Consider the following 25,131-nt stretch of genomic DNA (forward strand, 5'->3'; position numbering starts at 1 on the left):
ATCACCACCAGTACTTGCCGAAGTTTTCAGGGTTGGCCCAGAACCTGGCGTTAAGCCAGTCCGGGACTTGCTTGTAGTCATGTAGATCATAGGTGAACAGGCTCAAAACCTGCTGGTCACGGCAGAATTTCTCGCTGGCCGACATGGCCAGGGCGAAAAAGTCGGTGTCCTGCCAGCCGCTGGCGGCCAGATCCGCCAGCACCGCAACCCGGCTGGCATTGAGGTTGCGAATGCCGCCGAGCAGTTCCAGCCCGGTGCGCTTGGGCAGATGCTCCAGGCAGTCCACCAGTACCGCCAGGTCAAAACGCTGGGCCGCCAGCTCGGCGGGCAGCGGGCCCGGTGCCGCCGTGGCGATGGTCACCTGCGGGTGTGCCTGGGCGAAGGCGTCCAGCGCCGGGAAGCGTGTGCCTACCAGCAGCAGGCGTTGCGGGGTGAAACGCTCCAGCAAGGCCGCCAAAGCTTGCTGTGGGGTGCGTTGGGAGAAACCTTCGGTCATTGCCTGTCCTCATTGAAGTCGTCCAAGACTAGCGGTCCGCAGCCCGCGGGCAAAGAGGCATGTGGCCACGTCGTGGCTTATTGCTGGCAGGGTTGGAATGCGCGGTCTTTACTCCCAGAGATCGGTCTTATGCCGATTCCCCCTAGGAGAAGCAATGAAATGAGCATAGTACGCACAGCGATACCCCTGGTACTGCTCACCAGTGTGTTGACTGGTTGTGCAGGTTTGCAAAAAACCGACTGGCCGAAGTGTGCTGCCGTCGGGGGTGTAGGCGGCGCCGCGTTGGGCGCGATTGAAAGTTCCAGCTGGGCTGGCTGGGGTGCGTTGCTGGGCGGTGGCCTGGCGGCGGGCTACTGCTGGGCCCATGGCGATGGCGACGAGGATGGCGACGGCGTGCCGGACAGCCGGGACAAGTGCCCGGGCACGCCGCGTGGTGTGCAGGTCGATGCCAACGGGTGCCCGCCAGAGCCGGCAGCCGTGGTCGAGGAAGTGGTGGTGCAGAAGGAAGAAGTCATCGTCATCCGTGATGTGCACTTCGAGTTTGACTCTGCGAAGCTGACCGCCCGCGACAAAGAGCGCCTCAATACCATTGCCACGCGTCTGAAACAGGAAGCGCCATCCGCCCGCCTGAGCGTCAGCGGCCATACCGACAGCGTCGGCTCCGACAGCTACAACCAGAAACTGTCCGAGCGCCGTGCCCACTCGGTGACCGATTACCTGGTCGAGAGCGGCGTACCGCGCAGCAGCTTCGTGTCGGTGGTCGGTGCTGGTGAAACCCAGCCAGTGGCAGACAACGCTACAGCCGAAGGGCGTGCCATGAACCGCCGTACCGAGATCAAGATCCAGCGGTAAGCCGGCGTGCGCCCGTGCCTTGAGCAGTGGCACGGGCGCGTGTTGATGCCGGTTAGCCGTTTGTGGCCAATGACACAGGAGCATTCAGCATGAGTGTGACGTCGAAGGCGGCATTGCCGCTGTTGGTGGCAGCCAGCCTGCTCGCAGGCTGCGCCACGCACAGTGATGGCAGCGCGCCCCTCAACCAAAGGACCTGGCCTGTTTGCAGCCTGCTGGGCGGCCTGGTCGGTGGCGGCCTGGGCGCTATCGAAAGTTCTGCCTGGGCCGCAGGTGTCGGGGCCCTGGGTGCCGTCACCGGGGGGCTGATCTGTTACGCCCAGGATGGTGACGAAGATGGCGACGGTATTTTTGACCGCCGCGATCACTGCCCTGACACCCCCGCCAACACGGCGGTCGACCACATGGGCTGCCCGTTGAAGGAATACCCGGCAGCGCCGCCTGCCACTGCGCCCGAACCGTCACCTGAAGTGATCATCCTGGATGACAACGGCGCGGTGATGTTCGCCTTCGATTCAGCCGACCTGACGCCGGCTGCCCAGCAACGGCTGCAAGGCCTGGTGGCGAAGCTCAATTCACCGACAGTAGCCAAGGTTGCCGTGATCGGGCATACCGACAGCGTCGGCTCCGACAGCTACAACCAGGCGCTTTCCGAGCGCCGTGCCAGCAGCGTGGCCGAATACCTTATCAGCCAGGGGCTGGAGGCGGGCAAGGTCACCAGCCAAGGGCGTGGGGAAAGCGAGCCGATCACCGACAACGAAAGCGAAGAGGGGCGCGCCCGCAACCGACGGGTGGAGCTGCACCTGAACTGAGCGGTGCTGGCGCCTGCCTTGGCATTGCAGTTAATGTTGGCCGCACGGCCCGCTCGAACGGGCCGTCTCGACATAACAACAATCCATAGGGGGCGGGGTATGAAGTTCATCCTGGGCCTGGGCAAGGTCCTGACAGTCGCTTTCTGGGGTGTGGTGTTGTTCAATCAGTTGATGCCACAACCCTTGCCCTTCAATCTGCTGATCAATGCCGCTGGTATCTTCCTGTTCGGCCTGCACCTTCTCGAAGTGCTGTTCTTCAATGGCAGCTTGCGTGGGCGTAGCCACCGCTGGTTCGACCGCTTGCAGATCCTGTTGACGGGTATCTTTCATGTCATGTCCATTCCCCGTGCGCAGGAGGCGCCGCGAAATGCGTAATCTGATGTTGCTGGCCATGTTGGCCGCACCCCTGGCCCAGGCCGAAAGCCTTGAGGTCGCCGCCAATTCCATGCTGCGCCTGCCTGACAAATCGGCCAGCGTGCACCTCACGCACCTGCGTGTCGCTGATTCGGCAACCCTGCTGCTGCCAGCCTCGCTTGCGCAATTGACGGTCGACCAGCTGGAACTGGGGCGTGATGCGCGTATCGCCATTGCCCCTTCCGACAGCCCGTTACTGATCGAGGCGCGGAGCGCGAGGTTGGGCGAGGGCAGCGAATTCAGTGCCCCCGGGTCGGCGGGCAATTATCAGCGGGCAGCCCGCTCAGGCCGCAGCCTGGACCTGAAACTGGCTGAACTGGATGCCGAACGGGTGGCGATCGATGCACGCGGTGGCGCGGGCGCGCCGGGTTACGTGGGGCTTGATGGCGGCAACGGCCAGGCCGGGGGCTGTACCTGGGGCCAGGCCAGCCGCGGTGCCAATGGCGATGACGGCGGTAATGGGCACGACGGCGCACCGGGTGGGCGCATTCGCCTGAGCCTGCCGCAGGGCTTCCCGCAGGAGCACATCGTGGTGCGTCTGGACGGCGGGGCACCGGGCAAGGCCGGGGCGGCCGGCAAGGCAGGTAAAGGCGGGGCGAGCAAAGGGTGCCTGGTGTACCGCACCGACGCTGGCGCCAATGGCCGGCCGGGTCAGCCTGGGCAGCCTGGTCTGGCGGGGGCCGCGGGGGAGTTGATCTTGCAGCGCCTCTAGAAGCCTTATCGCGTCCCGTTGTAGGAGCGGCCTTGTGTCGCGACGGGCTGCGCAGCAGCCCCGGCAAATTATGCAAAAACGCTGAAATCCGGGGGCTGCTGCGCAGCCCGTCGCGACACAAGGCCGCTCCTACAGGGACCGCGTAGAGCCTGTCAGAACATCAGCCGCGAACTGGCAACTGCAACGACCGCCAGGCCCAGCAGCAGGTTGATGCCCACCATCCGCCGAATCCGCCCCAGCACTGCCGCACCCGTCGGCCAGTCCTCGGCCTGCACCGCCGCCTTCAACTCTGGCAACAGCAACGCCTGAATGCGCATGAACAAGGCAAACATGGCGATCCCACCACCGATCATCACCTGCACGTACTTCGGCGCAGTCTCGAAGCCACTGAAGCGCATGTGCAACATGCCGATACCACTTATCGCCAAAATCGCCACGGCCAGCCAGACCCAGCCGAAGAAGCGTCGGAAAACTTCCACCCACAGGCGCAACCGCGCAGGCCCTTCAAGGGCTGCAACCGTTGCCGGGCGCAGCACCAGCCAGGCGAAGAACATGCCGCCGACCCATACCAGGGCGGCCAGAACATGCAGTGTGTAGGGCAGGGCAAAGGCGAGCATCCGGATCTCCATGCGGCATAAAGGGCAATAGCGGGGTATGATAGCCGCCCCATGCGAAACACTGAAAATATATCCAGCCCTCCGGGCACCTGCAGACCATGATCAGCAACGAACTCAAAGCCACCATCCAGGGCGCCTACTCGCGTTTTCTAGAAGCCAAGAGCCTCAAGCCACGCTACGGCCAGCGCCTGATGATCGCCGAAGTGGCCAAGGTGCTTGGCGACATCGCCTGCGACGACGAAGGCCGCCGTGCCGGCGAGCCTGCCGTGGTGGCGGTCGAGGCAGGCACCGGTACCGGCAAGACGGTGGCCTACAGCCTGGCTGCCATTCCAGCGGCCAAGGCTGCTGGCAAGCGCCTGGTCATTGCCACTGCGACCGTGGCCCTGCAGGAGCAGATTGTCTTCAAGGACCTGCCCGACCTGATGCGCAACAGCGGGCTCAACTTCAGCTTCGCCCTGGCCAAGGGCCGTGGCCGCTATCTGTGCCTGTCCAAGCTCGACATCCTGTTGCAGGAGGGTCACGCCCAGTCGGCCACGGCCCAGTTGTTCGAGGAAGAAGGCTTTCGCATCGAAGTCGACGAGCGCAGCCAGAAGCTGTTCAACAGCATGATCGAGAAGCTTGCCGGCAACCGCTGGGACGGCGACCGTGACAGTTGGCCCGAAGCCCTGGAAGACCAGGACTGGGCACGCCTGACCACCGACCATGGCCAATGCACCGGCCGCCACTGCCCGAACTTCCAGCAGTGCGTGTTCTACAAGGCCCGTGAAGGCATGGGCAAGGTCGACGTGATCGTCACCAACCACGACATGGTGCTGGCCGACCTGGCCCTGGGTGGCGGCGCGGTGTTGCCCGACCCACGCGACACCCTGTACGTGTTCGACGAAGGCCACCACCTGCCAGATAAGGCCATTGGCCATTTCGCCCACTATTCGCGCCTGCGCTCCACGTCCGACTGGCTGGAGCAGACGGCCAAGAACCTGACCAAGCTGCTGGCCCAGCACCCGCTACCCGGCGACCTGGGCAAGTACATCGAGCAGGTGCCAGAGCTGGCGCGGGAAGTACGCACCCAGCAGCAGTTCATGTTCACCCTGTGCGAGCAGGTTGCGGACTTCCGCCCCAGCGAGGACACCGAAGGCCGCGAACGCCCGCGCTACCGTTTCGAGGGCGGCGTGGTGCCAGAGCAGATCCGCGAAGTGGGCATCGAGCTGAAAAAGGGCTTTGCCCGCCTCAACGACCTGTTCACCCGCCTGGCCGACCTGCTCAAGGAAGGCATGGATGGCGAGGTCAGCATCGGCATCGCCAGCCACCAGGCCGAGGAGTGGTATCCGCTGTTCGGCAGCCTGGTCACGCGGGCCCAGGGCAACTGGGAACTGTGGACGGCCTTTACCGCCGAAGACCCGGAAGACAGCCCGCCCATGGCGCGCTGGCTGACGCTGGCCGAGAGTGGTGCGATGTTCGATATCGAAGTCAACGCCAGCCCCATTCTTGCCGCCGAAATGCTCCGCCGCAGCCTGTGGAGCGTTGCCCACGGTGCGTTGGTGACGTCGGCGACATTGACCGCGCTGGGTAAATTCGACCGCTTCCGGATGCGCTCCGGCTTGCCGCGTGATGCAGTCACCTGCGTGGTGCCCAGCCCGTTCGTACACGGTGACGCCGGCTTGCTGCGGGTTCCCGACCTCAAGGCGGACCCCCGCGATGCGGCGGCACACACCGCGGCGATCATCCGCGAATTGCCGAACATTGTCGAAGATGCCCGCGGCGCATTGGTGCTGTTCTCCTCGCGCAAGCAGATGCAGGACGTGTTTGATGGGCTGGACCGTGACTGGCGCAAGCTGGTGCTGATCCAGGGCAACCTGTCCAAGCAGGAAACGCTGAACAAGCACAAGGCGCGGGTCGACGATGGCCAGCACAGCGTACTGTTTGGCCTGGCCAGCTTTGCCGAGGGGGTCGACTTGCCTGGTGCGTACTGCGAGCACGTTGTCATCGCCAAGATTCCCTTTGCCGTTCCCGATGACCCGGTCGAGGCTGCGCTGGCGGAGTGGATCGAGGCACGAGGCGGCAACCCGTTCATGGAAATTGCCGTGCCCGACGCCTCGCTGAAGCTGATCCAGGCCTGTGGCCGCCTGCTGCGTACCGAACAGGATCGCGGCGTCATCACCTTGCTTGACCGTCGCCTGGTCACCCAGCGCTACGGCAAGGCTATTCTCAACGCGCTGCCGCCATTCCGGCGGGAGATTTCCTGACCGCCGGAGCAATTGCTCCGGCGTGCTGTCCATTCCTCAGTCTTGGGCCCATGAGGGGCCTGAAGGAGAGCCCCAGCCTTATGGTCCGCCACACCCTGCCTGCCGTTTTTGCCCTGTTGTTCAGCTCGCCCTTGCTGGCTGGGCAGCAGACGCTGTTCAGCTTCGTGCGCCCGGCCTCGGTGGTCAATGTGGCGACCGAGGATACCGGCATGCCGCAGTACAACGCGGAGCAAACGGCCGAGGGCGAGGTACTGCGGCGCGTGGTGTTCAACCCGGCCGAGCGGCCGACCTTGCGCCTGAGCCCGCAAGGCGGGGTGTGGGACTGGTCTGCCGGGCAGTTTCTCACCTTGCGCCTGCAAAGTGCCATGGACTGGGCGCTTACTGTGGATGTCACGGTGCAAGGCAGCGATGGCCGCACATTGACCAGCCGTATCGACCTGCCTGCCGGCCCTGCGCAAACGGTGATGGTGCCCCTGACTGCCAGCTCGCCGCTGAGCCAGGGCATGCGCGCCGGTCCACCCATGCCATGGAACCATGGCGGTCAACGCTTGCTGTTGACCAGCAGTGCTGGCGCGGTAGACCTCAAGCAGGTGGCTTCGGTGAGCCTGAGCATACCTAGCCCCAAGGTGGCGCAGAACCTGCTGATCGAGCGGGTGGGTATTCAGGATGACGACCAGGCTTACAAGGCGGCGTACCAGGAGCTGATCGATGCTTATGGACAGTCCACTCGCGCCAACTGGCCGGAAAAGGTTGGCAATGACGAGCAGCTCAAGGCGGCCGATACGCGCGAACAACAACAGCTCAAGGGCTGGCTGGCTGAGCGCGCAAAGCAGCACCTGGACGAATATGGCGGGCTGCTGGCCGGGCCTGCGTTCGAGGCCAAGGGCTTCTTCCGCACCGAAAAGCGTGACGGCCGCTGGTACCTTGTAACGCCAGAGGGGCACCCGTTCTATTCCCTGGGGGTCAACGCGGTAGCAGCAGACGGCGGGCGCACATACGTCGCAGGCCGTGAGGGCATGTTCAAGGCGTTGCCGGGCGAAGGTGATGCACTGGCCGCATTTTATGGCGAAGGCAACAACGACGATGGCAACGCCTCGTCGCAAGGGCGCAACTTCAAGCAAGGGCGTTGGTTCGATTTCTACGCCGCCAACCTGCAGCGCACCTACGGCAAACCGTGCCCGCCCGCCGTAGAAGGGCAGCCAGCCAACTGCCCGCCACTGGTGCTCGATGCCGACCGCTGGCAGGCACATGCACTCGACCGTTTGCAGGCCTGGGGTTTCAATACGGTCGGCAACTGGAGCGAGCCCGCCCTGGGCCAGGCCAAGCGAATACCCTACACCTTGCCGCTGTCGATCGTGGGTGATTACGCCAGCATCAGCACCGGCATGGACTGGTGGGGCAGCATGCCCGACCCGTTCGACCCGCGTTTTGCCATGGCTACCGAGCGCGCCGTGGCGATCGCTGCACGTGATCACCGTGACGACCCTTGGCTGATCGGCTACTTCGCCGACAACGAACTGGCCTGGGCGGCACCGGGTAATGACCCCAAAGCCCGTTATGGCCTGGCCTACGGCACCTTGCGCCTGACCACCGATGTGCCAGCCAAGCGCGCCTTTCTCAAGCAGCTTCGCGACAAGTACCGCAACCAGCAAGGGCTTTCCAAGGCCTGGGGCATTGAACTGACCGCTTGGGAACTGATGGAAGACCCGGGCTTCGAGGCGCCGTTGCCCAACCCGGAGCACCCGGAAATCGAGCGTGACTACCAGCACTTCCAACAGGTATTCGCCGAGACCTACTTCAAGACCATTGCCGATTCCTTGAAGTGGCACGCCCCCAATCACCTGCTGCTCGGCGGCCGCTATGCGGTCAGCACGCCGGAGGCAGTCAAGGCCTGTGCCGAGTTCTGCGATGTGCTCAGCTTCAACTTCTATACCCTCAAACCGCAGGACGGCTACGACTTTGCCCTGCTTGCGGAGCTGGACAAGCCGGTGCTGGTATCCGAGTTCCAGTTCGGCTCGCGTGACCGCGGGCCGTTCTGGCCGGGGCCACTGGAACTGGCGCGGGAAGAAGACCGTGGCCCGGCCTACGGCAACTTCCTCAAGGCGGCCCTGGCGCAGCCGATGATCGTGGGTGCGCACTGGTTCCAGTACCTCGACCAGCCAGCCAGCGGTCGCCTGCTCGATGGCGAGAACGGGCACCTCGGGCTGGTGGCCATCACCGATGTGCCGTACCCGGGGTTTGTCGATGCGGTGCGCAAGAGCAACGTGCAGGCCATGGGGCAATTGCGCGCCCAGTTGGAAAAGCCGGCTCCCTGACTTCAGGCTACCGTTCGTCGCGACCATTTGGCCCAAGCCAGTTTGCAAAACACCCAACTACTGAAACAATGCACACCTTTTTTGGACATGGTCGTACGGAGTACAGCGGGTGCAGATCCAGGGTCACTATGAGCTGAAGTTCGAAGCCGTGCGCGAAGCCTTTGCTGCGCTGTTCGATGATCCCCAGGAGCGTGGCGCGGCGCTGTGTATCCAGGTGGGTGGCGAAACCGTCGTCGACCTGTGGGCCGGTAGCGCTGACAAGGATGGCCAGCAGGCCTGGCACAGCGACACTATCGCCAACCTGTTTTCCTGTACCAAGACATTCACCGCCGTTACCGCCCTGCAACTGGTAGGCGAGGGCAAGCTGGCCCTGGATGCCCCGGTTGCCAATTACTGGCCTGAGTTCGCCCAGGCCGGTAAGCAGTCGATCACCTTGCGCCAATTGCTCAGCCACCGCGCCGGCTTGCCGGCCATCCGTGAACTGCTGCCAGCCGAAGCGCTGTATGACTGGCAGGCCATGGTCGATGCCCTGGCGGCTGAAACGCCCTGGTGGGCCCCCGGTAGCGAACATGGGTATGCCGCCATTACCTACGGCTGGCTGATCGGCGAGCTTATCCGCCGCGCCGATGGCCGTGGCCCTGGCGACTCGATCGTGGCCCGTACTGCCCGCCCGCTGGGGCTGGATTTCCATGTCGGCCTGGCAGACGAAGAGTTCTATCGCGTGGCGCATATCGCCCGTGGCAAAGGCAACCCCGGGGACGCCGCAGCGCAGCGCTTGCTGCAAGTGACCATGCGTGAACCCGAGGCGTTGTCGACCCGGGCCTTCACCAACCCGCCGGCGATCCTGACCAGCACCAACAAACCCGAATGGCGGCGCATGCAGCAGCCAGCGGCCAATGGCCATGGTAACGCGCGCAGCCTGGCGGGCTTTTATGCCGGCTTGCTCGACGGCAGCCTGCTCGAATCCGAGCTGCTCGATGAACTGACCCGCGAGCACAGCATAGGTCAGGACCGTACTTTGCTTACCCAGACCCGTTTCGGCCTGGGTTGCATGCTCGACCAGCCTGACGTGGCCAATGCCACCTTTGGCCTTGGTGCTCGTGCGTTTGGCCATCCTGGTGCCGGTGGTTCGGTAGGTTTTGCCGACCCGGAACACGATGTGGCCTTCGGTTTCGTGGTCAATACGCTCGGCCCATACGTGCTCATGGACCCACGCGCACAGAAACTGGTACGCGTTCTTGCCACTTGCCTTTGATCGGGTAATGCGGGTAATGCCCCACCCCTTTGTCTATCCTCAATGCCAACGCCTGAAGTGCGTTGGCAAAATTTCTTTCAATTTCATGGTGTATCGCTGATGTCTTCACATAAAACCTTAGCACTCGCCCTGTGCCTGACCGCCGTAACGGGCTGCGCCAGCCACTCCCCGGACGGCTCGAAGGAAGGTGGCTCCAGCTGGTGGCCTTTCGGTTCGGACAAGGTTGCCGAGCAGGAAGTGAAGGCAGCTGTCACCGAAAACGTGGCCAAGGCCGATGCCAAGTCCGAAAGTGCCAGCCGCTGGTGGTGGCCGTTCGGTGGCGACGACAAGCAAGCCAAAGGGCCGGTCGTGCCGAAGATCGACCAGAAGGCTACCCAGGCCTGGCTGGACGAGTACGAGCCCAAGCTGCGCGAAGCGATCAAGGACAGCAAGCTGGAGCTGGAGCGTCGCGACAATGTGCTGGCGGTAACCCTGCCGGTGGACAGTTCGTACAACCCCGACCGCCCGAACATGCTGCTGCCCATGACCCTTGGCCCGATCACCCGGGTGGCCAAGGCCGTCGAAGGTGACCCCAAGACTGCCGTACTGGTACTGGGCCATGCCGACACCAGCGGTGTCGCTGCCGCCAATCAGAAACTCAGCCTGGAGCGCGCCGCTTCGGTATCGGCAATCTTCCGTCTTAGCGGCCTGCAGCGTGACCGCCTGACCCTCAAGGGCATGGGCTCGGTGATGCCACGTGCCGCCAACGACAGTGCTGAAGGCCGTGCCTTGAACCGTCGTGTTGAAATGCTGCTGACCCCGCAGAACACCATGGTCGCACTGCTGGCCAAGTACCAGCAGGCTGCCCCGGCGCCAGTGCCGGCATCGATGGTTGCGGTGCAGGATGCCAAGGCGCCAGCGGCCAAGGCCACCGACAGCAAGCCGGCCGCCAAGGCTGCTGTGAAGAAGCCGGTAGCCAAAGCCAAGGCCCCAGCCAAGACTGCGGCCAAGAAAAAAGCTGCGCCAGCCAAGCCTGCCGCCAAGAAAGCTACCGCTGACAAGAAAGTAGCTGCCAACAGCCCTGCGAAGACCAACTGATCGTCAAGGAACGCAGCAATGACCCAATCCCTGGCCGATATGCGCCGCGACTACACCCGTGATGGCCTGGCTGAAACCCAGGCCCCGGGGGAGCCGTTCGCGTTGTTCCACCAATGGTTTGCCGATGCGGTGAAAACCGAGCAGGCGCCGGTAGAAGCCAATGCCATGACGTTGGCTACTGTCGATGGCGAAGGCCATCCCCACTGTCGCGTACTGTTGCTGAAGGGGCTCGATGAGCAGGGCTTTACCTTCTTCACCAACTACGACAGTGCCAAGGGCCAGCAACTGCAGGCCAACCCCTTCGCCGCCATGACGTTTTTCTGGCCGGCGCTGGAGCGCCAGGTGCGCATCGAGGGGCGTGTGGAAAAGGTAACGGCCAAGGAGTCGGACGACTACTACCAGGTGCGCCCGCTGGGTAGCCGCCTGGGGGCCTGGGCGTCGCCGCAGAGCCGGGTGATTGCTGGTCGTGAAGAGCTGGAGGGCCTGGTCAAGGCTACCGAAGCACGCTTCTCCGATACCCAGCCACATTGCCCTGAGCATTGGGGGGGGTATCGTTTGCTGCCTGAGCGTATCGAGTTCTGGCAGGGTCGGGCGAGCCGCCTGCATGACCGGCTGAACTATCGGCTAGTTGATGGGCAATGGCTGCGCGAGCGACTGGCGCCTTAGACCGCCTGACGCGATCGTGTGGGAGCGGCCTTGTGTCGCGAAAGGGCCGCGAAGCGGCCCCGGCATTCTATGCATGGTTTGTGAAATCCTGGGGCCGCTCCGCAGCCCTTTCGCGACACAAGGCCGCTCCCACACGGTGGGCACACGGATCCCGATCCTAGTCTGAGTAACCCGCCGCCTCCCGCTCCAACCATCTCGCCAGCTGCTTGCGCCCGACCTTCTCGACCCTCGCCTGTTGCAACCTCAGCAGCATGTATTCGCGCTTCCCGGGATCCGCCCCGGCCAGCGACAGCGCCAGGTCACGGTCCATCCAGCGGCGCATGCGCACATACAGCCACCCGTGGAAATACAGCCCCGCAACGGTAGCAACCACGACGATGAAGTAATCCATGGCTATCCTTGGTCTCAATTGAAGCACCATGGCACAGCTGTACTGGCTGTACCTCGGCTGAATGAAAACAATTTTATTACGTTTGTACCGTGACAGCCGTCAACGTGCAGCGTCTAATGAGCACCTGACTTATGGAGACTTTACCCATGCGTAAATCCGCTTTGCTGGTGGCGACCTTTACCACCATGTCGCTGCTGCTGGGGGGCTGTGCCTCGAGCCTGACCGGCGATAGCTACTCCCGTGACGAGGCGCGCCGTGTGCAAACTGTGCGCATGGGCACCATCGAATCCCTGCGCCCGGTCAAGATCGAGGGTACCAAGACCCCGATCGGCGGTGGCGCTGGCGCTATCGTGGGTGGCGTTGCCGGTAGCGCCGTAGGCGGTGGCCGTGGCAGCATCGTGGCTGCCGTGATCGGTGCCGTTGCCGGCGGCCTGGCCGGTTCCGCCGCCGAAGAGGGCCTGACCCGTACCCAAGGCGTCGAGATCACCGTACGGGAAGACGATGGCAGCATGCGTGCCTACGTTCAGGCTGTGCAGGAGAATGAAATCTTCCGCGTCGGCGACCGCGTGCGCATCATGACGGTTGACGGTACCAGCCGCGTTTCGCACTAACCGTCGCGCAGTAAAACAAAACCCCGACATGGCGCCTGCCAGTCGGGGTTTTTTCATTTCAGCCAGGGCGATACAAGATCAAAGGCCGAGCATATCCCGCGCCACGGCCTCGGCAATGCGAATGCCATCGACACCCGCCGACAGGATCCCACCCGCATACCCAGCCCCTTCACCTGCCGGGAACAGCCCCTTGAGGTTCAGGCTCTGGTAATCCTCACCCCGGGTAATCCGCAGCGGCGAAGAGGTCCGCGTCTCGATCCCGGTCAACACCGCATCATGCAGGTTGTAGCCCTTGATCTGCCGGTCGAACGCCGGCAGCGCCTCACGGATCGCCTCGATGGCGAAGTCCGGCAGGCTAGGTGCCAGGTCGCCCAGTGTAACGCCCGGCTTGTAGGACGGCTCGACACTGCCCAGCGCGGTCGATGGCCGGCCAGCTACAAAGTCGCCAACCAACTGCGCGGGCGCCTGGTAGTTGCTGCCCCCCATCACATAGGCGTGGGCTTCCAGGCGCTCTTGCAGTTCGATACCGGCCAGCGGGCCACCCGGGTAGTCACGCTCGGGGTCGATGCCGACGACAATGCCGGAGTTGGCATTACGCTCGTTACGCGAGTACTGGCTCATGCCGTTGGTCACCACTCGGCCCGGCTCGCTGGTAGCTGCGACCACGGTGCCGCCCGGGCACATGCAGAAGCTGTAGACCGAGCGGCCGTTCTTGGCGTGGTACACCAGTTTGTAGTCGGCGGCGCCCAGTTTCGGGTGGCCGGCGTATTTGCCCAGGCGCGCTTTGTCGATCAGCGTTTGCGGGTGCTCGATACGGAAGCCCACCGAGAACGGCTTGGCTTCCATGTACACGCCTTTGGCATGCAGCATGCGGAAGGTGTCGCGGGCACTGTGGCCAAGGGCCAGGACCACATGGCGCGAGTGCAGCTGTTCGCCGCTCTCCAGCACCACGCCGGTCAGTTGGCCCTCTTCGACAAGCAGGTCGGTGACCTTCTCCTGGAAGCGGACTTCAGCACCCAGGGCGATCATGTCCTGGCGCATCTGCTCGACCATGCCGGTGAGGCGGAAAGTACCAATGTGCGGTTTGTTGATGTACAGGATTTCGTCCGGCGCACCGGCCTTGACGAACTCTTCCAGCACTTTGCGGCCGTGGTGCTGCGGGTCCTTGATCTGGCTGTACAGCTTGCCGTCGGAGAACGTGCCGGCGCCGCCTTCGCCGAACTGCACGTTGGACTCGGGGTTGAGCACGCTTTTACGCCACAGGCCCCAGGTGTCCTTGGTGCGCTGGCGTACTTCCTTGCCACGTTCGAGGATGATCGGCTTGAAGCCCATCTGCGCCAGCAACAGGCCGGCGAAGATGCCGCACGGGCCGAAACCGACCACGATCGGCCGCTCCTGCAGGTTGGCGGGGGCGTGGCCGACGAACTTGTAGGTTACGTCTGGTGCCACGCCGATGTTGCGATCGTCGGCGAACTTGCCGAGTAGCTCAGCTTCGTTGCTGGCTTCCAGGTCTATGGTGTAGATGAACAGCAGTTCGCTGTTCTTCTTGCGCGCATCGTAGCTGCGCTTGAACAGGTTGAAGCTGAGCAGTTGCTCGTCGCGGATGCCCAGGCGCTGGACGATGGCTTCACGCAGGGCTTCGTCGGGATGGTCCAGGGGCAGCTTCAGTTCGGTGATTCGTAGCATGGCAGGGTCCAGTATCCCGGCCATGGGCGGCCGGCGGCTTTACACAAACCGCCAAGTATAAGCTGTTCGCCGCCCTGACTGGCAGGATAAAAGCGCCCGGCGATCAGTTGTCGCGTGCGCCGCCGTAGTAACCGCAGCCTTGCAGGGTCTTGCCGTCAATGCGCAGCTCCGCGCGAAGGTGCTGGACGGCGCCGGTGGCGCTGTCGACGCAGCGCTGCGGCGAGACCCACAGTTCCACGTGCTGGTTGTTGGCTTCACTGGTCAGGGTCAACCCGCCGCCGGGTACCTCTTCTTCCAGGAAGGGCAGGGGCAGAGGTTCCTGGCCGACGCGGTTGAGCACCATGCCTTTGCCACTGGCCTTGATGTCCCATTCGGGCTCATGGCCACTGGCGCGCAGGGTCAGCTGCTTGAAGTTGGGGTCTTCACAGGCCCGGGTGGTGGGCTCCAGCCGATACAGGCGACGCACTTCCAGCTGGCCGTCGTTGTTGGCCTGCTTGCTGCCGGTGAGGCGGCCACGGACGTCGGCGAACAACTTGGCGTTCGCGTCCTTGGCCAGGTTGGCGGCTTCTTGCAGGATACCGGTGGCGCCGACGTCGTTGATCACGAAGGTGCGGTTCTCGCTGCACGGTTTGAACAGCAACTGGCCACCGGCGGCGCGCAGCTCGCCCTGCATGCGCGTGGTGCCGATGTTCGGGTCGCTGGGGGCGTCAGCCATCAACTGGCAGCCGGCGAACAGGGGCAGCAGGGCGGTGAGCAGCAGGGTGGGGGTGAGGCGCATGATGGGGTGGGCTCCGGAATCTTTGCCGTGAAAGCTGGCCACGTTACGCAGGCTGGCGGTGGATCTCAAGTTAATGGTTGCTTGTGCTGGCCTCTTCGCGGGCTTGCCCGCTCCCACCGGTACTGCACAGTTCCTAACGGTTGTGGGTTTCCTGTGGGAGCGGGCAAGCCCGCGAAGAGGCCCGCACTGGCGATACATTTCTGGCAGGCGTAAAAAAGGGCCCGAAGGCCCTTTTCCGATCAACCCCCCAGGTACGCGTCGCGCACCTTCGGGTCGGTCAACAGTGCTTCACCTGTTCCCTGCATCACCACCCGGCCGTTCTCCAGCACATAGGCGCGGTCAGCGATCTTCAGCGCCTGGTTGGCGTTTTGTTCCACCAGGAACACCGTCACGCCATCACGGCGCAGCTGTTCGATGATGTCGAAGATCTGCTGGATGATGATCGGCGCCAGGCCCAGCGAGGGCTCGTCGAGCAGCAGCAGCTTGGGCTTGCTCATCAGCGCCCGGCCAATGGCGAGCATCTGCTGCTCGCCACCGGACATGGTGCCGCCACGCTGGATGTAGCGCTCCTTCAGGCGCGGGAACAGCTGCAACACCTTGTCCAGCTGCTCCTGGTAATCGCCCTTGTCGGTGAAGAAACCGCCCATCGCCAGGTTTTCCTCGACGGTCAGGCGGGCGAACACGCGGCGGCCTTCCGGCACCACGGCAATGCTCTTGCGCATGATATGCGAGGACGGCTGGCCGACCAGTTCTTCACCCAGGTACTTGATGCTGCCACTGTGCGCCTGCGGCGAGCCGCACAGGGTCATCAGCAAGGTCGACTTGCCGGCGCCGTTGGCGCCGATCAGGGTGACGATCTCGCCCTGGTTGATCTCCACGTTGACGCTGTGCAGCGCCTGGATCTTGCCGTAGAAGGTGGAAACGTTCTCGAACTTCAGCATTTACGCTTCCCCCAGGTAGGCTTTGATCACGTCAGGGTTGTCGCGGATCTCTTCCGGCGTGCCGTGGGCCAGGGGGGTGCCCTGGTTGATCACCACGATGTGGTCGGAGATGCTCATCACCAGCTTCATGTCGTGCTCGATCAGCAGCACGGTGACGTTGTGCGACTCACGCAGGTAGGCGATCAGCGCCTTGAGGTCTTCGGTCTCCTTCGGGTTGAGGCCCGCAGCCGGTTCGTCGAGCATGATGATGCGCGGCTGGGTCATCATGCAGCGGGCGATTTCCAGGCGGCGCTGCTGGCCGTAGGCGAGGGTGCCGGCGGTACGGTTGGCGAACTCGGTCAGGTTGACCTTCTCCAGCCAGTACTGCGCGCGTTCCATGGCCTCCTTCTCGCTGCGGCGGAAGCTCGGGGTCTTGAACAGGCCGGCGAAGAAGTTGGTGTTCAGGTGGCGGTGCTGGGCGATCAGCAGGTTTTCCAGCGCGGTCATTTCCTTGAACAGGCGCACGTTCTGGAAGGTGCGCACCACGCCCTTGCGGGCGATCTGGTGGCCGGCAAGGCCCTGGATCGGCTGGCCATCAAGCAGGATGGTACCGCCGCTGGGCTTGTAGAAGCCGGTCAGGCAGTTGAACACGGTGGTCTTGCCGGCGCCGTTCGGGCCGATCAGCGCAACCACCTGTTTTTCCTTGACGGTCAGGGCCACGCCGTTGACCGCCAACAAGCCGCCGAAGCGCATGCTCAGGCCGCTGACTTGCAAAATTTCGCGGCTCATCGGTGCAGCTCCATATGTGGACGTTGCATAGGCAGCAGGCCCTGCGGACGCCAGATCATCATCAATACCATCAGCGCACCGAACATCAGCATCCGGTATTCGCTGAACTCACGCATCAGCTCGGGCAGCAGGATCATCACGATGGCCGCCAGGATCACGCCCAGTTGTGAGCCCATGCCGCCAAGCACGACGATGGCGAGGATGATCGCCGACTCGATGAAGGTGAACGACTCCGGCGTCACCAGGCCTTGCCGCGCAGCAAAGAAGCTGCCGGCGAAACCGGCGAAGCAGGCACCCAGGGTGAACGCCGACAGCTTGATCACGGTCGGGTTGAGGCCCAGTGCGCGGCAGGCGATTTCGTCTTCACGCAGGGCTTCCCAGGCGCGGCCGATCGGCATGCGCAGCAGGCGGTTGATGACGAACAGGGCCAGCAGGGCCAGCAACAGTGCCACCAGGTAGAGGAAGATGACCTTGTTGATCGAGTTGTATTCCAGCCCGAAGAACTCGTGGAAGGTCTGCATGCCCTCGGCGGCGCGGCGTTCGAAGGTGAGGCCGAAGAACTCTGGCTTGGGGATGTTGCTGATGCCGTTGGGGCCGCCGGTCCAGTCGGTGAGGTTACGCAGGAACAGGCGGATGATCTCGCCAAAGCCGAGGGTCACGATCGCCAGGTAGTCACCGCGCAGGCGCAGCACCGGGAAGCCAAGCAGGAAGCCGAAGGTGGCGGCCATCAGGCCGGCGATCGGCAGGCACACCCAGAAGCTCCAGCCCAGGTAGTGCGAGAGCATGGCGTAGCTGTAGGCGCCGACGGCGTAGAAGCCCACGTAACCCAGGTCGAGCAGGCCCGCCAGGCCGACCACGATGTTCAGGCCCAGGCCCAGCAGCACGTAGATCAGGATCAGCGTGGCAATGTCCACCGCACCGCGCGAGCCGAAGAACGGCCATACCAGTGCCGCAACGATCAAGCCGATGATCACGTAGCGCTGGGTCTTGGGCAGGGTCAGGTAGTTGCTTACGGCCGGCGGGATCAACTTGCGATCCGAACGGCTGCCCATCACCGCACTCCACTGCTTGTCGAACAGCACGCGCAGGAACATCAGTACCGAACACACGGCAATGATGCTGATGGTGAACGAGCCCTGGCTGTGCACGACCAGGCTGATGCCGTCGATGCTCAGTTTCAGGCCCAGCACCGGGAAGGCCACGGCCCATACCAGCAAGGCGCTGAAGAACGCCTGTTTGAGATTTCTGTTCATACTTTTTCAACCTCCGGGCGGCCCAGGATGCCGGTCGGCCGGAATAGAAGGACAAGAACCAACAAGCCGAATGCCACCACGTCCTTGTACTGGTCGCCGAAGATATCGGCGCCGAACGCTTCGGCCACGCCCAGCACCAGCCCGCCGAGCATGGCGCCCGGAATGCTGCCGATGCCACCCAGCACCGCCGCGGTAAAGGCCTTCAGGCCCACCAGGAAACCGGCGTTGGGGTTGATCACCCCGTACTGCATGCTCAGCAGCACGGCCGCCACGGCTGCCAGGGCAGCGCCGATGACGAAGGTGAGGGCGATGATGTTGTTGGTGTTGATGCCCAGCAGGTTGGCCATCTTGATGTCCTCGGCGCAGGCGCGGCAGGCGCGGCCCAGGCGGGAACGGGAGATGAACAGGGTAAGCAGGGTCATGGCCACCAGGGTGACCACGAACACCAGGACCTGCATGTAGCTGATCAGTACTTCTTCAGCACCACCTGGCCCGAAGGAGAAGCTCCCGGGGATCAGGTTGGGGATGGATTTATCCTTGGAGTCTTGCGACAGCAACACGGTGTTCTGCAGGAAAATCGACATGCCGATGGCAGAAATCAGCGGGATCAGACGGTTGCTGTTGCGCAGGGGGCGGTAGGCAACCCGTTCGATGCTGTAGCCGTAGGCACTGGTGACGAAGATCGTCGCGACGAAGGCAACGGTCATCAGGATCGGCAGCGAATGAATACCCATCATGGCCAGGCCCGCCAGGGCGATGAAGGCCACGTAGGAACCGATCATGTACACCTCGCCATGGGCGAAGTTGATCATGCCAATGATGCCGTACACCATCGTGTAACCGATGGCGATCAAGGCATAGGTGCTGCCGATGGTCAATCCATTAACCAGTTGTTGGAAGAAATGGTAGATCTCAGGCATTACAGCGCTCCTAAAAACCTGATTTGCATTTCGCTGGCGGGGGTGTGCCAGGAAACCGCGGGTGACGGTTTTAAGATTTTCAGGTGGGCCCGCCCCCGGATCGCGGTGATCGGGCCCATGAACCTCGTAAAACAAAGCCCACTGCTCGCACAGTGGGCTTCTACGGTCAGCTATTAGTCACGCAGTTACTGAGGGGAAACTTCGGTCTTCGGCTTGCCGAAGTGCCATTCGTAGACCACGAACTTGAAGTCTTTCAGGTCGCCCTTCTCGTCGTACGACAGGGTGCCGGTCGGGGTCTTGAAGGAGCCGGCGTGGATGGCGGCTGCCACCTTGTCGGTGTCTTCGGACTTGGCGGCCTTGATGCCCTGGGCGATCAGCTCGACTGCCGAGTAGGCAGGGAACACGAAAGGACCGCTTGGGTCCTTGCCGTCAGCCTTGATGGCGTCGACGATCTTCTTGTTCTCCGGGTCGGCATCGAACGACTTCGGCAGGGTGACCAGCAGGCCTTCGGAGGCGTTCTGGGCGATCTGCGAGATGGAGTCGTTACCCACGCCTTCCGGGCCCATGAACTTGGCTTTCAGGCCTTTTTCCTGAGCCTGGCGCAGGATCAGGCCCAGCTCCGGGTGGTAGCCGCCGTAGTAGACGAAGTCGACGTTGTTCTGCTTGAGCTTCTGGATGATCGAGGAGAAGTCCTTGTCACCCGCGTTCAGGCCTTCGAATACAGCAACCTTGGTGCCTTTGCCTTCCAGGGTCTGTTTGACGGCGGTGGCGATACCTTCACCGTACTGCTGCTTGTCGTGCAGTACGGCAACCACTTTCGGCTTCACGTGATCGGCGATGTAGTTGCCGGCAGCCGGGCCTTGGGCGCTGTCCAGGCCGATGGTGCGGAAGATCAGTTTGTAGCCACGGGCGGTGATTTCCGGCGAGGTGGCGGCCGGGGTGATCATGATCACGCCTTCGTCTTCGTAGATGTCGGACGCTGGCTGGGTGGAGCTGGAGCACAGGTGGCCGATGACGAACTTGACGCCGTCGTTGACCACTTTGTTGGCGACTGCCACGGCCTGTTTAGGGTCGCAGGCGTCGTCGTATTCCTTGGCTTCGAGCATCTTGCCATCGACGCCGCCCGCGGCGTTGATATCCTTGATGGCTTGCTTGGCGCCGATGAACTGCATGTCGCCGTACTGGGTCACAGGGCCGGTTTTAGGGCCTGCGATCCCGATCTTGATGGTATCGGCGGCAAACGAATGGCTGGCTACCCCGGCCAGTACCATTGCGGCGAACAGCTTGGAAATCTTGATCATAGTGCTCCACTCATTCTGTTGTAATTCTTATAGTCCTGGCGGCCAGGGCTACAGACCGGGCGGGATTTGCGGCGTGGCCATGCCAACGCGCAAGCCCACCTTCCCCCGGAACATGTCCCGGAACTGTACCGGTACAGTGTAGAGCGCTGTTCGAGCGCTTGAAAAGCCGTCGAAAAGTGCCTGTTTCCTGGGTTGTCGCATGGTCGACATAAAAATACAGAAAAGCGCCATCAAATTGCCTGTATCCTCGGCCCAACCCCACCTGTTCGGGGCCGATCGACCAAATTACATATTTGAAACCGGGTTTTTCTGCAAAAATAGCGGCCTTTTTATTGGCCGAATTTTGCGGGTAGCAACCCATGACTGATCAAACAAGCACCCTCTATGCCAAATTGCTTGGCGAGACGGCAATCATCGAATGGAAAGCCCTGGAGCGCTTCTGGGCCAAGGGTGACCTGATTTGGGTCGACCCCAGCCTGGACCTGATCACCGTTGCCGAGGCGATGGCCGAGAATCGCAGCGAGATCTTCGCCAAGTGGCGTAGTGATGGCACTGTTGGGCCGGTGTCGGCAGAGCAGGCCCTGGACCTGCAAAGCCGCGATCCAGAGATCTGGGCGGTGGTGGTTTCGCCGTTCATCGTGATTCAAACGAAGGGCCCGGCTGAGGCGTGATCTTTTTTGGTGCGCGAAAATGCGCAGCAGCCCCGTTTTGGTGCTTGAGGGCGTTCAAGGCGGGTAGAGGTAAGTAACAATTCGGCGTGGCGGTAACAGTTTACGGGATGCGTAATGGGGGCTGCCTTGCAGCCCTTCGCGGGCACGCCCGCTCCCACAGGTTGGGTGTTGTTCTCCAGACCTGCACCGGCCCTGTGGGAGCGGGCGTGCCCGCGAAGGCCGCAAAGCGGCCCGGATCTATATCGAATCTGTCTGGAGTCATTGATGAGCACTGCACTACCTTCTCTTGGATTCGCCGGCATCGGCCTGATGGGCCTGCCGATGTGCCGGCGCCTGTTGGCCGCGGGCTACCCGCTGACCGTGTGGAACCGCAGCCCGGACAAGTGCGCCGCACTGGTTGCCGCTGGCGCACGGCTGGCCAGCAGCCCTGCCGAACTGTGCCGCGACAGCGACATGGTGCTGCTGTGCCTGGCCGACACCGCGGTGGTGCGGGAGGTGGTGTTCGGCGAACAAGGCATCGCCGAAGGTGGGCGCAGCGGACAGTTGCTGATCGATTTCTCCAGCCTGGAACCCACCGCCACCCGTGAGATGGCCGCCGAGCTCGCGGTGTTGTGTGGCATGGCCTGGCTGGATGCCCCGGTCTCCGGCGGCACACCCGGTGCCGAAGCCGGTACGCTGGCGATCATGGTTGGCGGTGAAGCGGGCGATCTGCAGCGCGCACGCCCCGTGCTACAGGTACTGGGGCAGCGCGTGACGCACATGGGGGCGGTGGGCGCGGGGCAGGTGACCAAGGCCTGCAACCAGATGATCGTGGCGTGCAATGCCCTGGTGATCGCCGAAGTGGTGGCGCTGGCCGAGCAGTCCGGGGTGGACGCGACGTTGATCGCCGAAGCGCTGGCGGGTGGTTTTGCCGATTCCAAGCCGTTGCAGATCCTTGCGCCGCAAATGGCCGAAAGCCGCTTCGAGCCGATCAAGTGGCACGTGCGTACGCTGCTCAAGGACCTTGATGGCGCGGTCAAGTTCTCCCGTGAGCAGGGGGCGGCAACGCCGCTCAGTGGCCTCGCCGCGCAGTTGATGCGCCTGCACGGTAGCCAGGGTTACCTGCAAAAAGATCCGGCGACCCTTGTAGAACTTTACCGCCGCAAGGGTTGAGCACCTTGCTCTCACGCTGTACCCGCTCCAGTAGAGGCCGCAGGTCGGCCAGCGGTACCGGGCGGCTCAGCAGGTAGCCCTGCAGGTAGTCGCAGCCATGGGTTTCAAGGAACGCCTGCTGTTCGACGGTTTCCACGCCTTCGCTGACGACCTGCAGGTGCAGGGTATGCGCCATGACGATGATCGCCTGGACGATCTCCCGGTCCTTCTGGCTGCCCGGCACATCTTGCAGGAAGGTGCGGTCGATCTTCAGCACATCCAGCGGCAGGCGCTTGAGGTAGGCCAGTGACGAGTAGCCAGTGCCGAAGTCATCGATCGACAGGGCCACGCCAAGGGCGCGAATGCGTTTTAGCAGGTTGACCGTGCGCTGGATGTCACCCATCAAGGCGTTCTCGGTCACTTCCAGTTCCAACTGGCGGGCTGCAAGGCCGGCGAGGAACAGCGCTTTTTCCACCTCAACGGGCAGCTCCTCGTGGCTGAGGGTTACTGCCGAGCAATTGACCGTGACCTTGAAGTCACCGTAACCGTGGCGGTGCAGGTGGGCCAGGTCGGCGCAGGCGTGGCGCAGTACCCACAAGTCGAGGTCGACGATCAGGCCGTTGGCTTCGGCTATGGCTATGAACCGGTCGGGCCCCAGCAGGCCATGTTGCGGGTGATGCCAGCGCACCAGCGCTTCCAGCTTGGCCACTTGCCCACTGCGCATATCGAAGATGGGTTGGTAGTGCACGCACAGGCCACGCTCTTCGAGCAGGGCCAGGCGCAGCTCTTCCTCCAGTTGCAAGGCGAGGGAGGCCTGGGTTTTCAGGTTGTCGTTGAAAAAGTGCAGGCTGTTGCGCCCGCTGTCCTTCGACTGGTACAGGGCCAGGTCGGCATGCTTGAGCAGTTCTTCGGCGCTGCTGCCGTCGTCGGGGAAGATGCTGATGCCAATGCTGGTGCTCATGACCATGCGTCGGCCACCCAGGTCGATGGGCTCTTTCATCCGTTGCATGATGCGTTGCGCCAGGTGGCGGGCTTCGTCGCAGCTGTTGAGGCTGGTGACCACGCAGAACTCGTCGCCGCCCAGCCGCGCCACCAGGTCGTGGGTACGGGTGGCTGTCTTGATGTGGCTGGCGATCACCTTGAGCAACTCGTCGCCTGCATCATGACCAAGGCTGTCGTTGATGCGCTTGAAATGGTCGATGTCGAGGAACATCACCGCCAGACGGCTTTGTGTGGCCTTGTGCTCGGCGAGTCGCTCGGCGAACACCTGGTTGAAGCCGCGGCGGTTGACCAGGTTGGTCAGGGCATCGTAGTGCGCAGCCTGCTGCAGCGAGGCACGGGCCTGGTCCAGTTGACCGAGCAGTACACTGACGCGGCGCAGGTCGTGCTCCTTGCTTTGCAGCTTTTTGTCGGCCAGTGCAGCACTGATGCTGGCGCCACTGATCAACAGGGTGATGAAGCCGATACCCAGCGCCAGTTGCAGGCTGTTGTAGCCCGAGGGCAGGCGCAGGGCAGTATCGGCCGGGATGACCAGCGTCATGGCCGACATCGCGGTGAAGTGGGTGGCGACGATTCCGCCGGCCATCAGCAGGCTTGCGCCGTATTTCATCAACTGGTGCCGCGTGCCGCTGCCGTTGCGGAAGTAGCGGGCCAGGCACAGTGCCGCCAGGCTGGTGAGCAGGGCAATGGCGATGCAGGCCAGTAGCAGGCCGGTCTGGTAGTACTGACGGGCGCCGGTTTCCATCGCGGCCATGCCGACGAAGTGCATGAGGACGATGCCCAGGCCGATCAATATTGCGCTCGGCAGGAGGTGATGCGCGCGCATCTGTCTGCGGTCGAGACTTTGCATTGCCAGCCAGGCAACGGCCAGGGCAATAAGCAGGGAAAGTACGGTCAGGGATACGTCGTAGTGCACTTCTACAGGGGCCTGAAAGGCCAGCATGCTGATGAAGTGCATGGCCCAGATGCCACCGGCCAGGCAACAGGCGCCAAGCATTTTCCATTGTCGGTGGGCAGTGGGGTCTTCACTGTGGGACTGGCGCTCGACCATGTCGAGGGTGGCGAAGCAAGCCGCGCAGGCGACCAGGTAGGCGAGCAGAACCAGCAGCGGTTCATGACGGCAATCGATAACGATGCGCCCGGTTGCCGGCAAGTCGGCGAACAGTTGCAGCCCCAGCCACTCCATGGAATGCCTCTTGATCGAGTTTTCACTCGTCTGCGCTACAACCCTGTGCAGACTGTCCAGAGGCAGTATAGGAAGGAGTATTTAAGCCTTCCTGAATAATGGCATATTGATTTCTACGATTTGGTTATCAAGCTAATCGCAGCCAGGAATATAGCGTTGGGCCGGTACGCTATCCCTGTGGGAGATTGCCCAGCCCATTGAGCTGCGCTGTCGCGCAGAGAACTGATGCTGGGCGCACCGCGTACCCTGTGGGAGCGGGCGCGCCCGCGAAGAATCCAACGCGGTGGTTGGCACCGGCTGCGCCGGTGTTCGCGGGCATGCCCGCTCCCACAAGGGCAGCGGTGCCTGATTTGCCTTAGCCAGCTACCAGCACGCGAATGGCCTCCAGGCGCAGGGCGGCTTTCTCCAGCATCGCCAGGCCCTCTTCACGCTGCTTGCGCAGGGCGTCGATCTCGCTGTCGCGCACGCTCGGGTTGACCGCTTGCAATGCCACCAGGCGGGCCAGTTCTTCGTCGGCCTCGGCCGCCAGGCGGCGCTGGGCTTCGGCTACGCGCTCGACGTGGGTCGGCATGATTTTCTCTTCGCCGCCACTGATGCGTTTGGCCAGCACATCACGCTGGGCCTGGACAAACTTGTTGGCGCTCGCGCGCGGCACGCTTTCAAGCTGTTCGTTGAGGGTTTCGAAAGCCACGCGTGCGGCCAGATCGTTACCGTTGGCGTCAAGCAGGCAGCGCAGTGCTGCCGGTGGCAGGTACCGGCCCAGTTGCAGGCTGCGTGGTGCCACCACTTCGCTGACGAACAGCAGTTCGAGCAGGACAGTGCCTGGCTTGAGCGCCTTGTTCTTGATCAGCGCCACGGCGGTGTTGCCCATCGAGCCGGACAGCACTAGGTCCATGCCGCCCTGTACCATCGGGTGCTCCCAGGTCAGGAATTGCATGTCCTCGCGCGACAGCGCCTGGCCACGGTCGTAGGTGATGGTCACGCCTTCGTCGTCACCCAGCGGGAAGCTGGCGTCGAGCATCTTCTCGCTCGGCTTGAG

Annotated in this window: 23 protein-coding genes and 1 pseudogene; 12 read left to right on the forward strand and 12 right to left on the reverse strand. The window is 63.1% G+C overall.

Annotated features, from left to right (window positions below):
• Position 1 precedes the first annotated feature (1 nt).
• Complete coding sequence (locus ACQKPZ_RS03735) at positions 2–496, reverse strand: DUF6231 family protein (protein ID WP_391135471.1); 495 nt, start codon at positions 494–496, stop codon at positions 2–4.
• A gap of 159 nt (positions 497–655) precedes the next feature.
• Here ACQKPZ_RS03735 and ACQKPZ_RS03740 point away from each other — a divergent pair, with 159 nt between their 5' ends.
• The 4 genes from ACQKPZ_RS03740 (at position 656) to ACQKPZ_RS03755 (ending at position 3,283) form a co-directional block, all read left to right on the forward strand.
• Positions 656–1,348 carry an OmpA family protein gene (locus tag ACQKPZ_RS03740; RefSeq protein WP_016713781.1) on the forward strand — a complete coding sequence of 231 codons (693 nt, stop codon included), beginning with the start codon at positions 656–658 and terminating at the stop codon, positions 1,346–1,348.
• Positions 1,349–1,437: 89 nt separating this feature from the next.
• The gene (locus ACQKPZ_RS03745; protein ID WP_427535601.1) at positions 1,438–2,157 is read left to right on the forward strand and encodes an OmpA family protein; all 720 of its coding nucleotides are present in this window, start codon (positions 1,438–1,440) and stop codon (positions 2,155–2,157) included.
• A gap of 99 nt (positions 2,158–2,256) precedes the next feature.
• Positions 2,257–2,532, forward strand: a complete 276-nt coding sequence (locus ACQKPZ_RS03750) for a DUF1145 domain-containing protein (RefSeq protein WP_012273852.1) — start codon at positions 2,257–2,259, stop codon at positions 2,530–2,532.
• A complete protein-coding gene (locus ACQKPZ_RS03755) occupies positions 2,525–3,283 on the forward strand; it encodes a collagen-like protein (protein ID WP_427535603.1) in 759 nt (252 codons plus the stop codon). Before ACQKPZ_RS03750 ends, ACQKPZ_RS03755 begins: the two co-directional genes overlap by 8 nt.
• A gap of 152 nt (positions 3,284–3,435) precedes the next feature.
• Here the strand turns inward: ACQKPZ_RS03755 and ACQKPZ_RS03760 are convergent, their stop codons facing one another.
• Positions 3,436–3,900, reverse strand: a complete 465-nt coding sequence (locus ACQKPZ_RS03760; protein WP_274080773.1) for a CopD family protein — start codon at positions 3,898–3,900, stop codon at positions 3,436–3,438.
• 98 nt (positions 3,901–3,998) lie between these two features.
• Between ACQKPZ_RS03760 and dinG the strand changes: the two genes are divergently transcribed.
• From dinG to pdxH, 5 genes are all read left to right on the forward strand, one after another.
• Entirely contained in the window at positions 3,999–6,143 is a 2,145-nt protein-coding gene (dinG, locus tag ACQKPZ_RS03765; RefSeq protein WP_427535605.1) for an ATP-dependent DNA helicase DinG, read from the forward strand.
• A gap of 80 nt (positions 6,144–6,223) precedes the next feature.
• A complete protein-coding gene (locus ACQKPZ_RS03770) occupies positions 6,224–8,458 on the forward strand; it encodes a beta-galactosidase (RefSeq protein WP_427535607.1) in 2,235 nt (744 codons plus the stop codon).
• 109 nt (positions 8,459–8,567) lie between these two features.
• A complete protein-coding gene (locus ACQKPZ_RS03775) occupies positions 8,568–9,713 on the forward strand; it encodes a serine hydrolase domain-containing protein (RefSeq protein ID WP_427535609.1) in 1,146 nt (381 codons plus the stop codon).
• A 99-nt stretch (positions 9,714–9,812) separates the two neighbouring features.
• The gene (locus ACQKPZ_RS03780) at positions 9,813–10,790 is read left to right on the forward strand and encodes an OmpA family protein (protein WP_403194802.1); all 978 of its coding nucleotides are present in this window, start codon (positions 9,813–9,815) and stop codon (positions 10,788–10,790) included.
• Between the two features lie 18 nt (positions 10,791–10,808).
• The gene (pdxH, locus tag ACQKPZ_RS03785) at positions 10,809–11,456 is read left to right on the forward strand and encodes a pyridoxamine 5'-phosphate oxidase (protein ID WP_427535611.1); all 648 of its coding nucleotides are present in this window, start codon (positions 10,809–10,811) and stop codon (positions 11,454–11,456) included.
• Positions 11,457–11,613: 157 nt separating this feature from the next.
• Here the strand turns inward: pdxH and ACQKPZ_RS03790 are convergent, their stop codons facing one another.
• Positions 11,614–11,847 (reverse strand): hypothetical protein, encoded by a 234-nt coding sequence (locus ACQKPZ_RS03790; RefSeq protein WP_427535613.1) that lies wholly within the window; start codon positions 11,845–11,847, stop codon positions 11,614–11,616.
• Positions 11,848–11,993: 146 nt separating this feature from the next.
• On the opposite strand from ACQKPZ_RS03790, the gene ACQKPZ_RS03795 reads away from it, so the two are divergent.
• Entirely contained in the window at positions 11,994–12,458 is a 465-nt protein-coding gene (locus ACQKPZ_RS03795; protein ID WP_009684613.1) for a glycine zipper 2TM domain-containing protein, read from the forward strand.
• A gap of 78 nt (positions 12,459–12,536) precedes the next feature.
• Here ACQKPZ_RS03795 and ACQKPZ_RS03800 read toward each other — a convergent pair whose 3' ends face one another.
• The 7 genes from ACQKPZ_RS03800 to ACQKPZ_RS03830 form a co-directional block, all read right to left on the reverse strand.
• Positions 12,537–14,144 (reverse strand): NAD(P)/FAD-dependent oxidoreductase, encoded by a 1,608-nt coding sequence (locus ACQKPZ_RS03800; protein WP_427535615.1) that lies wholly within the window; start codon positions 14,142–14,144, stop codon positions 12,537–12,539.
• A 103-nt stretch (positions 14,145–14,247) separates the two neighbouring features.
• On the reverse strand, positions 14,248–14,922 hold the full coding sequence (locus ACQKPZ_RS03805; protein ID WP_391135435.1) for a COG3650 family protein: 675 nt from the start codon (positions 14,920–14,922) through the stop codon (positions 14,248–14,250).
• A 239-nt stretch (positions 14,923–15,161) separates the two neighbouring features.
• On the reverse strand, positions 15,162–15,863 hold the full coding sequence (locus ACQKPZ_RS03810) for an ABC transporter ATP-binding protein (RefSeq protein ID WP_003254879.1): 702 nt from the start codon (positions 15,861–15,863) through the stop codon (positions 15,162–15,164).
• Positions 15,864–16,631: a high-affinity branched-chain amino acid ABC transporter ATP-binding protein LivG gene (gene livG, locus ACQKPZ_RS03815; RefSeq protein ID WP_003254878.1), complete on the reverse strand. Its 768-nt coding sequence runs from the start codon at positions 16,629–16,631 to the stop codon at positions 15,864–15,866.
• Positions 16,628–17,884, reverse strand: a complete 1,257-nt coding sequence (locus ACQKPZ_RS03820) for a high-affinity branched-chain amino acid ABC transporter permease LivM (protein WP_403204060.1) — start codon at positions 17,882–17,884, stop codon at positions 16,628–16,630. Before ACQKPZ_RS03820 ends, livG begins: the two co-directional genes overlap by 4 nt.
• Positions 17,881–18,804, reverse strand: coding sequence for a high-affinity branched-chain amino acid ABC transporter permease LivH (gene livH / locus ACQKPZ_RS03825; RefSeq protein ID WP_003254876.1), 924 nt, complete (start codon positions 18,802–18,804; stop codon positions 17,881–17,883). The genes ACQKPZ_RS03820 and livH overlap by 4 nt, the downstream gene beginning before the upstream one ends.
• 185 nt (positions 18,805–18,989) lie before the next feature.
• Positions 18,990–20,105 (reverse strand): branched-chain amino acid ABC transporter substrate-binding protein, encoded by a 1,116-nt coding sequence (locus tag ACQKPZ_RS03830; protein WP_274080777.1) that lies wholly within the window; start codon positions 20,103–20,105, stop codon positions 18,990–18,992.
• A gap of 359 nt (positions 20,106–20,464) precedes the next feature.
• Between ACQKPZ_RS03830 and ACQKPZ_RS03835 the strand changes: the two genes are divergently transcribed.
• Positions 20,465–20,776 (forward strand): DUF2288 domain-containing protein, encoded by a 312-nt coding sequence (locus ACQKPZ_RS03835; protein ID WP_427535617.1) that lies wholly within the window; start codon positions 20,465–20,467, stop codon positions 20,774–20,776.
• 264 nt (positions 20,777–21,040) lie between these two features.
• On the forward strand, positions 21,041–21,928 hold the full coding sequence (locus ACQKPZ_RS03840) for an NAD(P)-dependent oxidoreductase (RefSeq protein WP_427535619.1): 888 nt from the start codon (positions 21,041–21,043) through the stop codon (positions 21,926–21,928).
• Here the strand turns inward: ACQKPZ_RS03840 and ACQKPZ_RS03845 are convergent.
• Positions 21,828–24,092: a putative bifunctional diguanylate cyclase/phosphodiesterase gene (locus ACQKPZ_RS03845; RefSeq protein ID WP_427535621.1), complete on the reverse strand. Its 2,265-nt coding sequence runs from the start codon at positions 24,090–24,092 to the stop codon at positions 21,828–21,830. The genes ACQKPZ_RS03840 and ACQKPZ_RS03845 overlap by 101 nt on opposite strands.
• A gap of 355 nt (positions 24,093–24,447) precedes the next feature.
• Positions 24,448–25,131 (reverse strand): annotated as a pseudogene (locus ACQKPZ_RS03850) (RNA polymerase-associated protein RapA); the annotation flags it as partial.

The organism is Pseudomonas sp. NPDC089547 (genome assembly GCF_050280665.1).
GTDB lineage: Bacteria > Pseudomonadota > Gammaproteobacteria > Pseudomonadales > Pseudomonadaceae > Aquipseudomonas.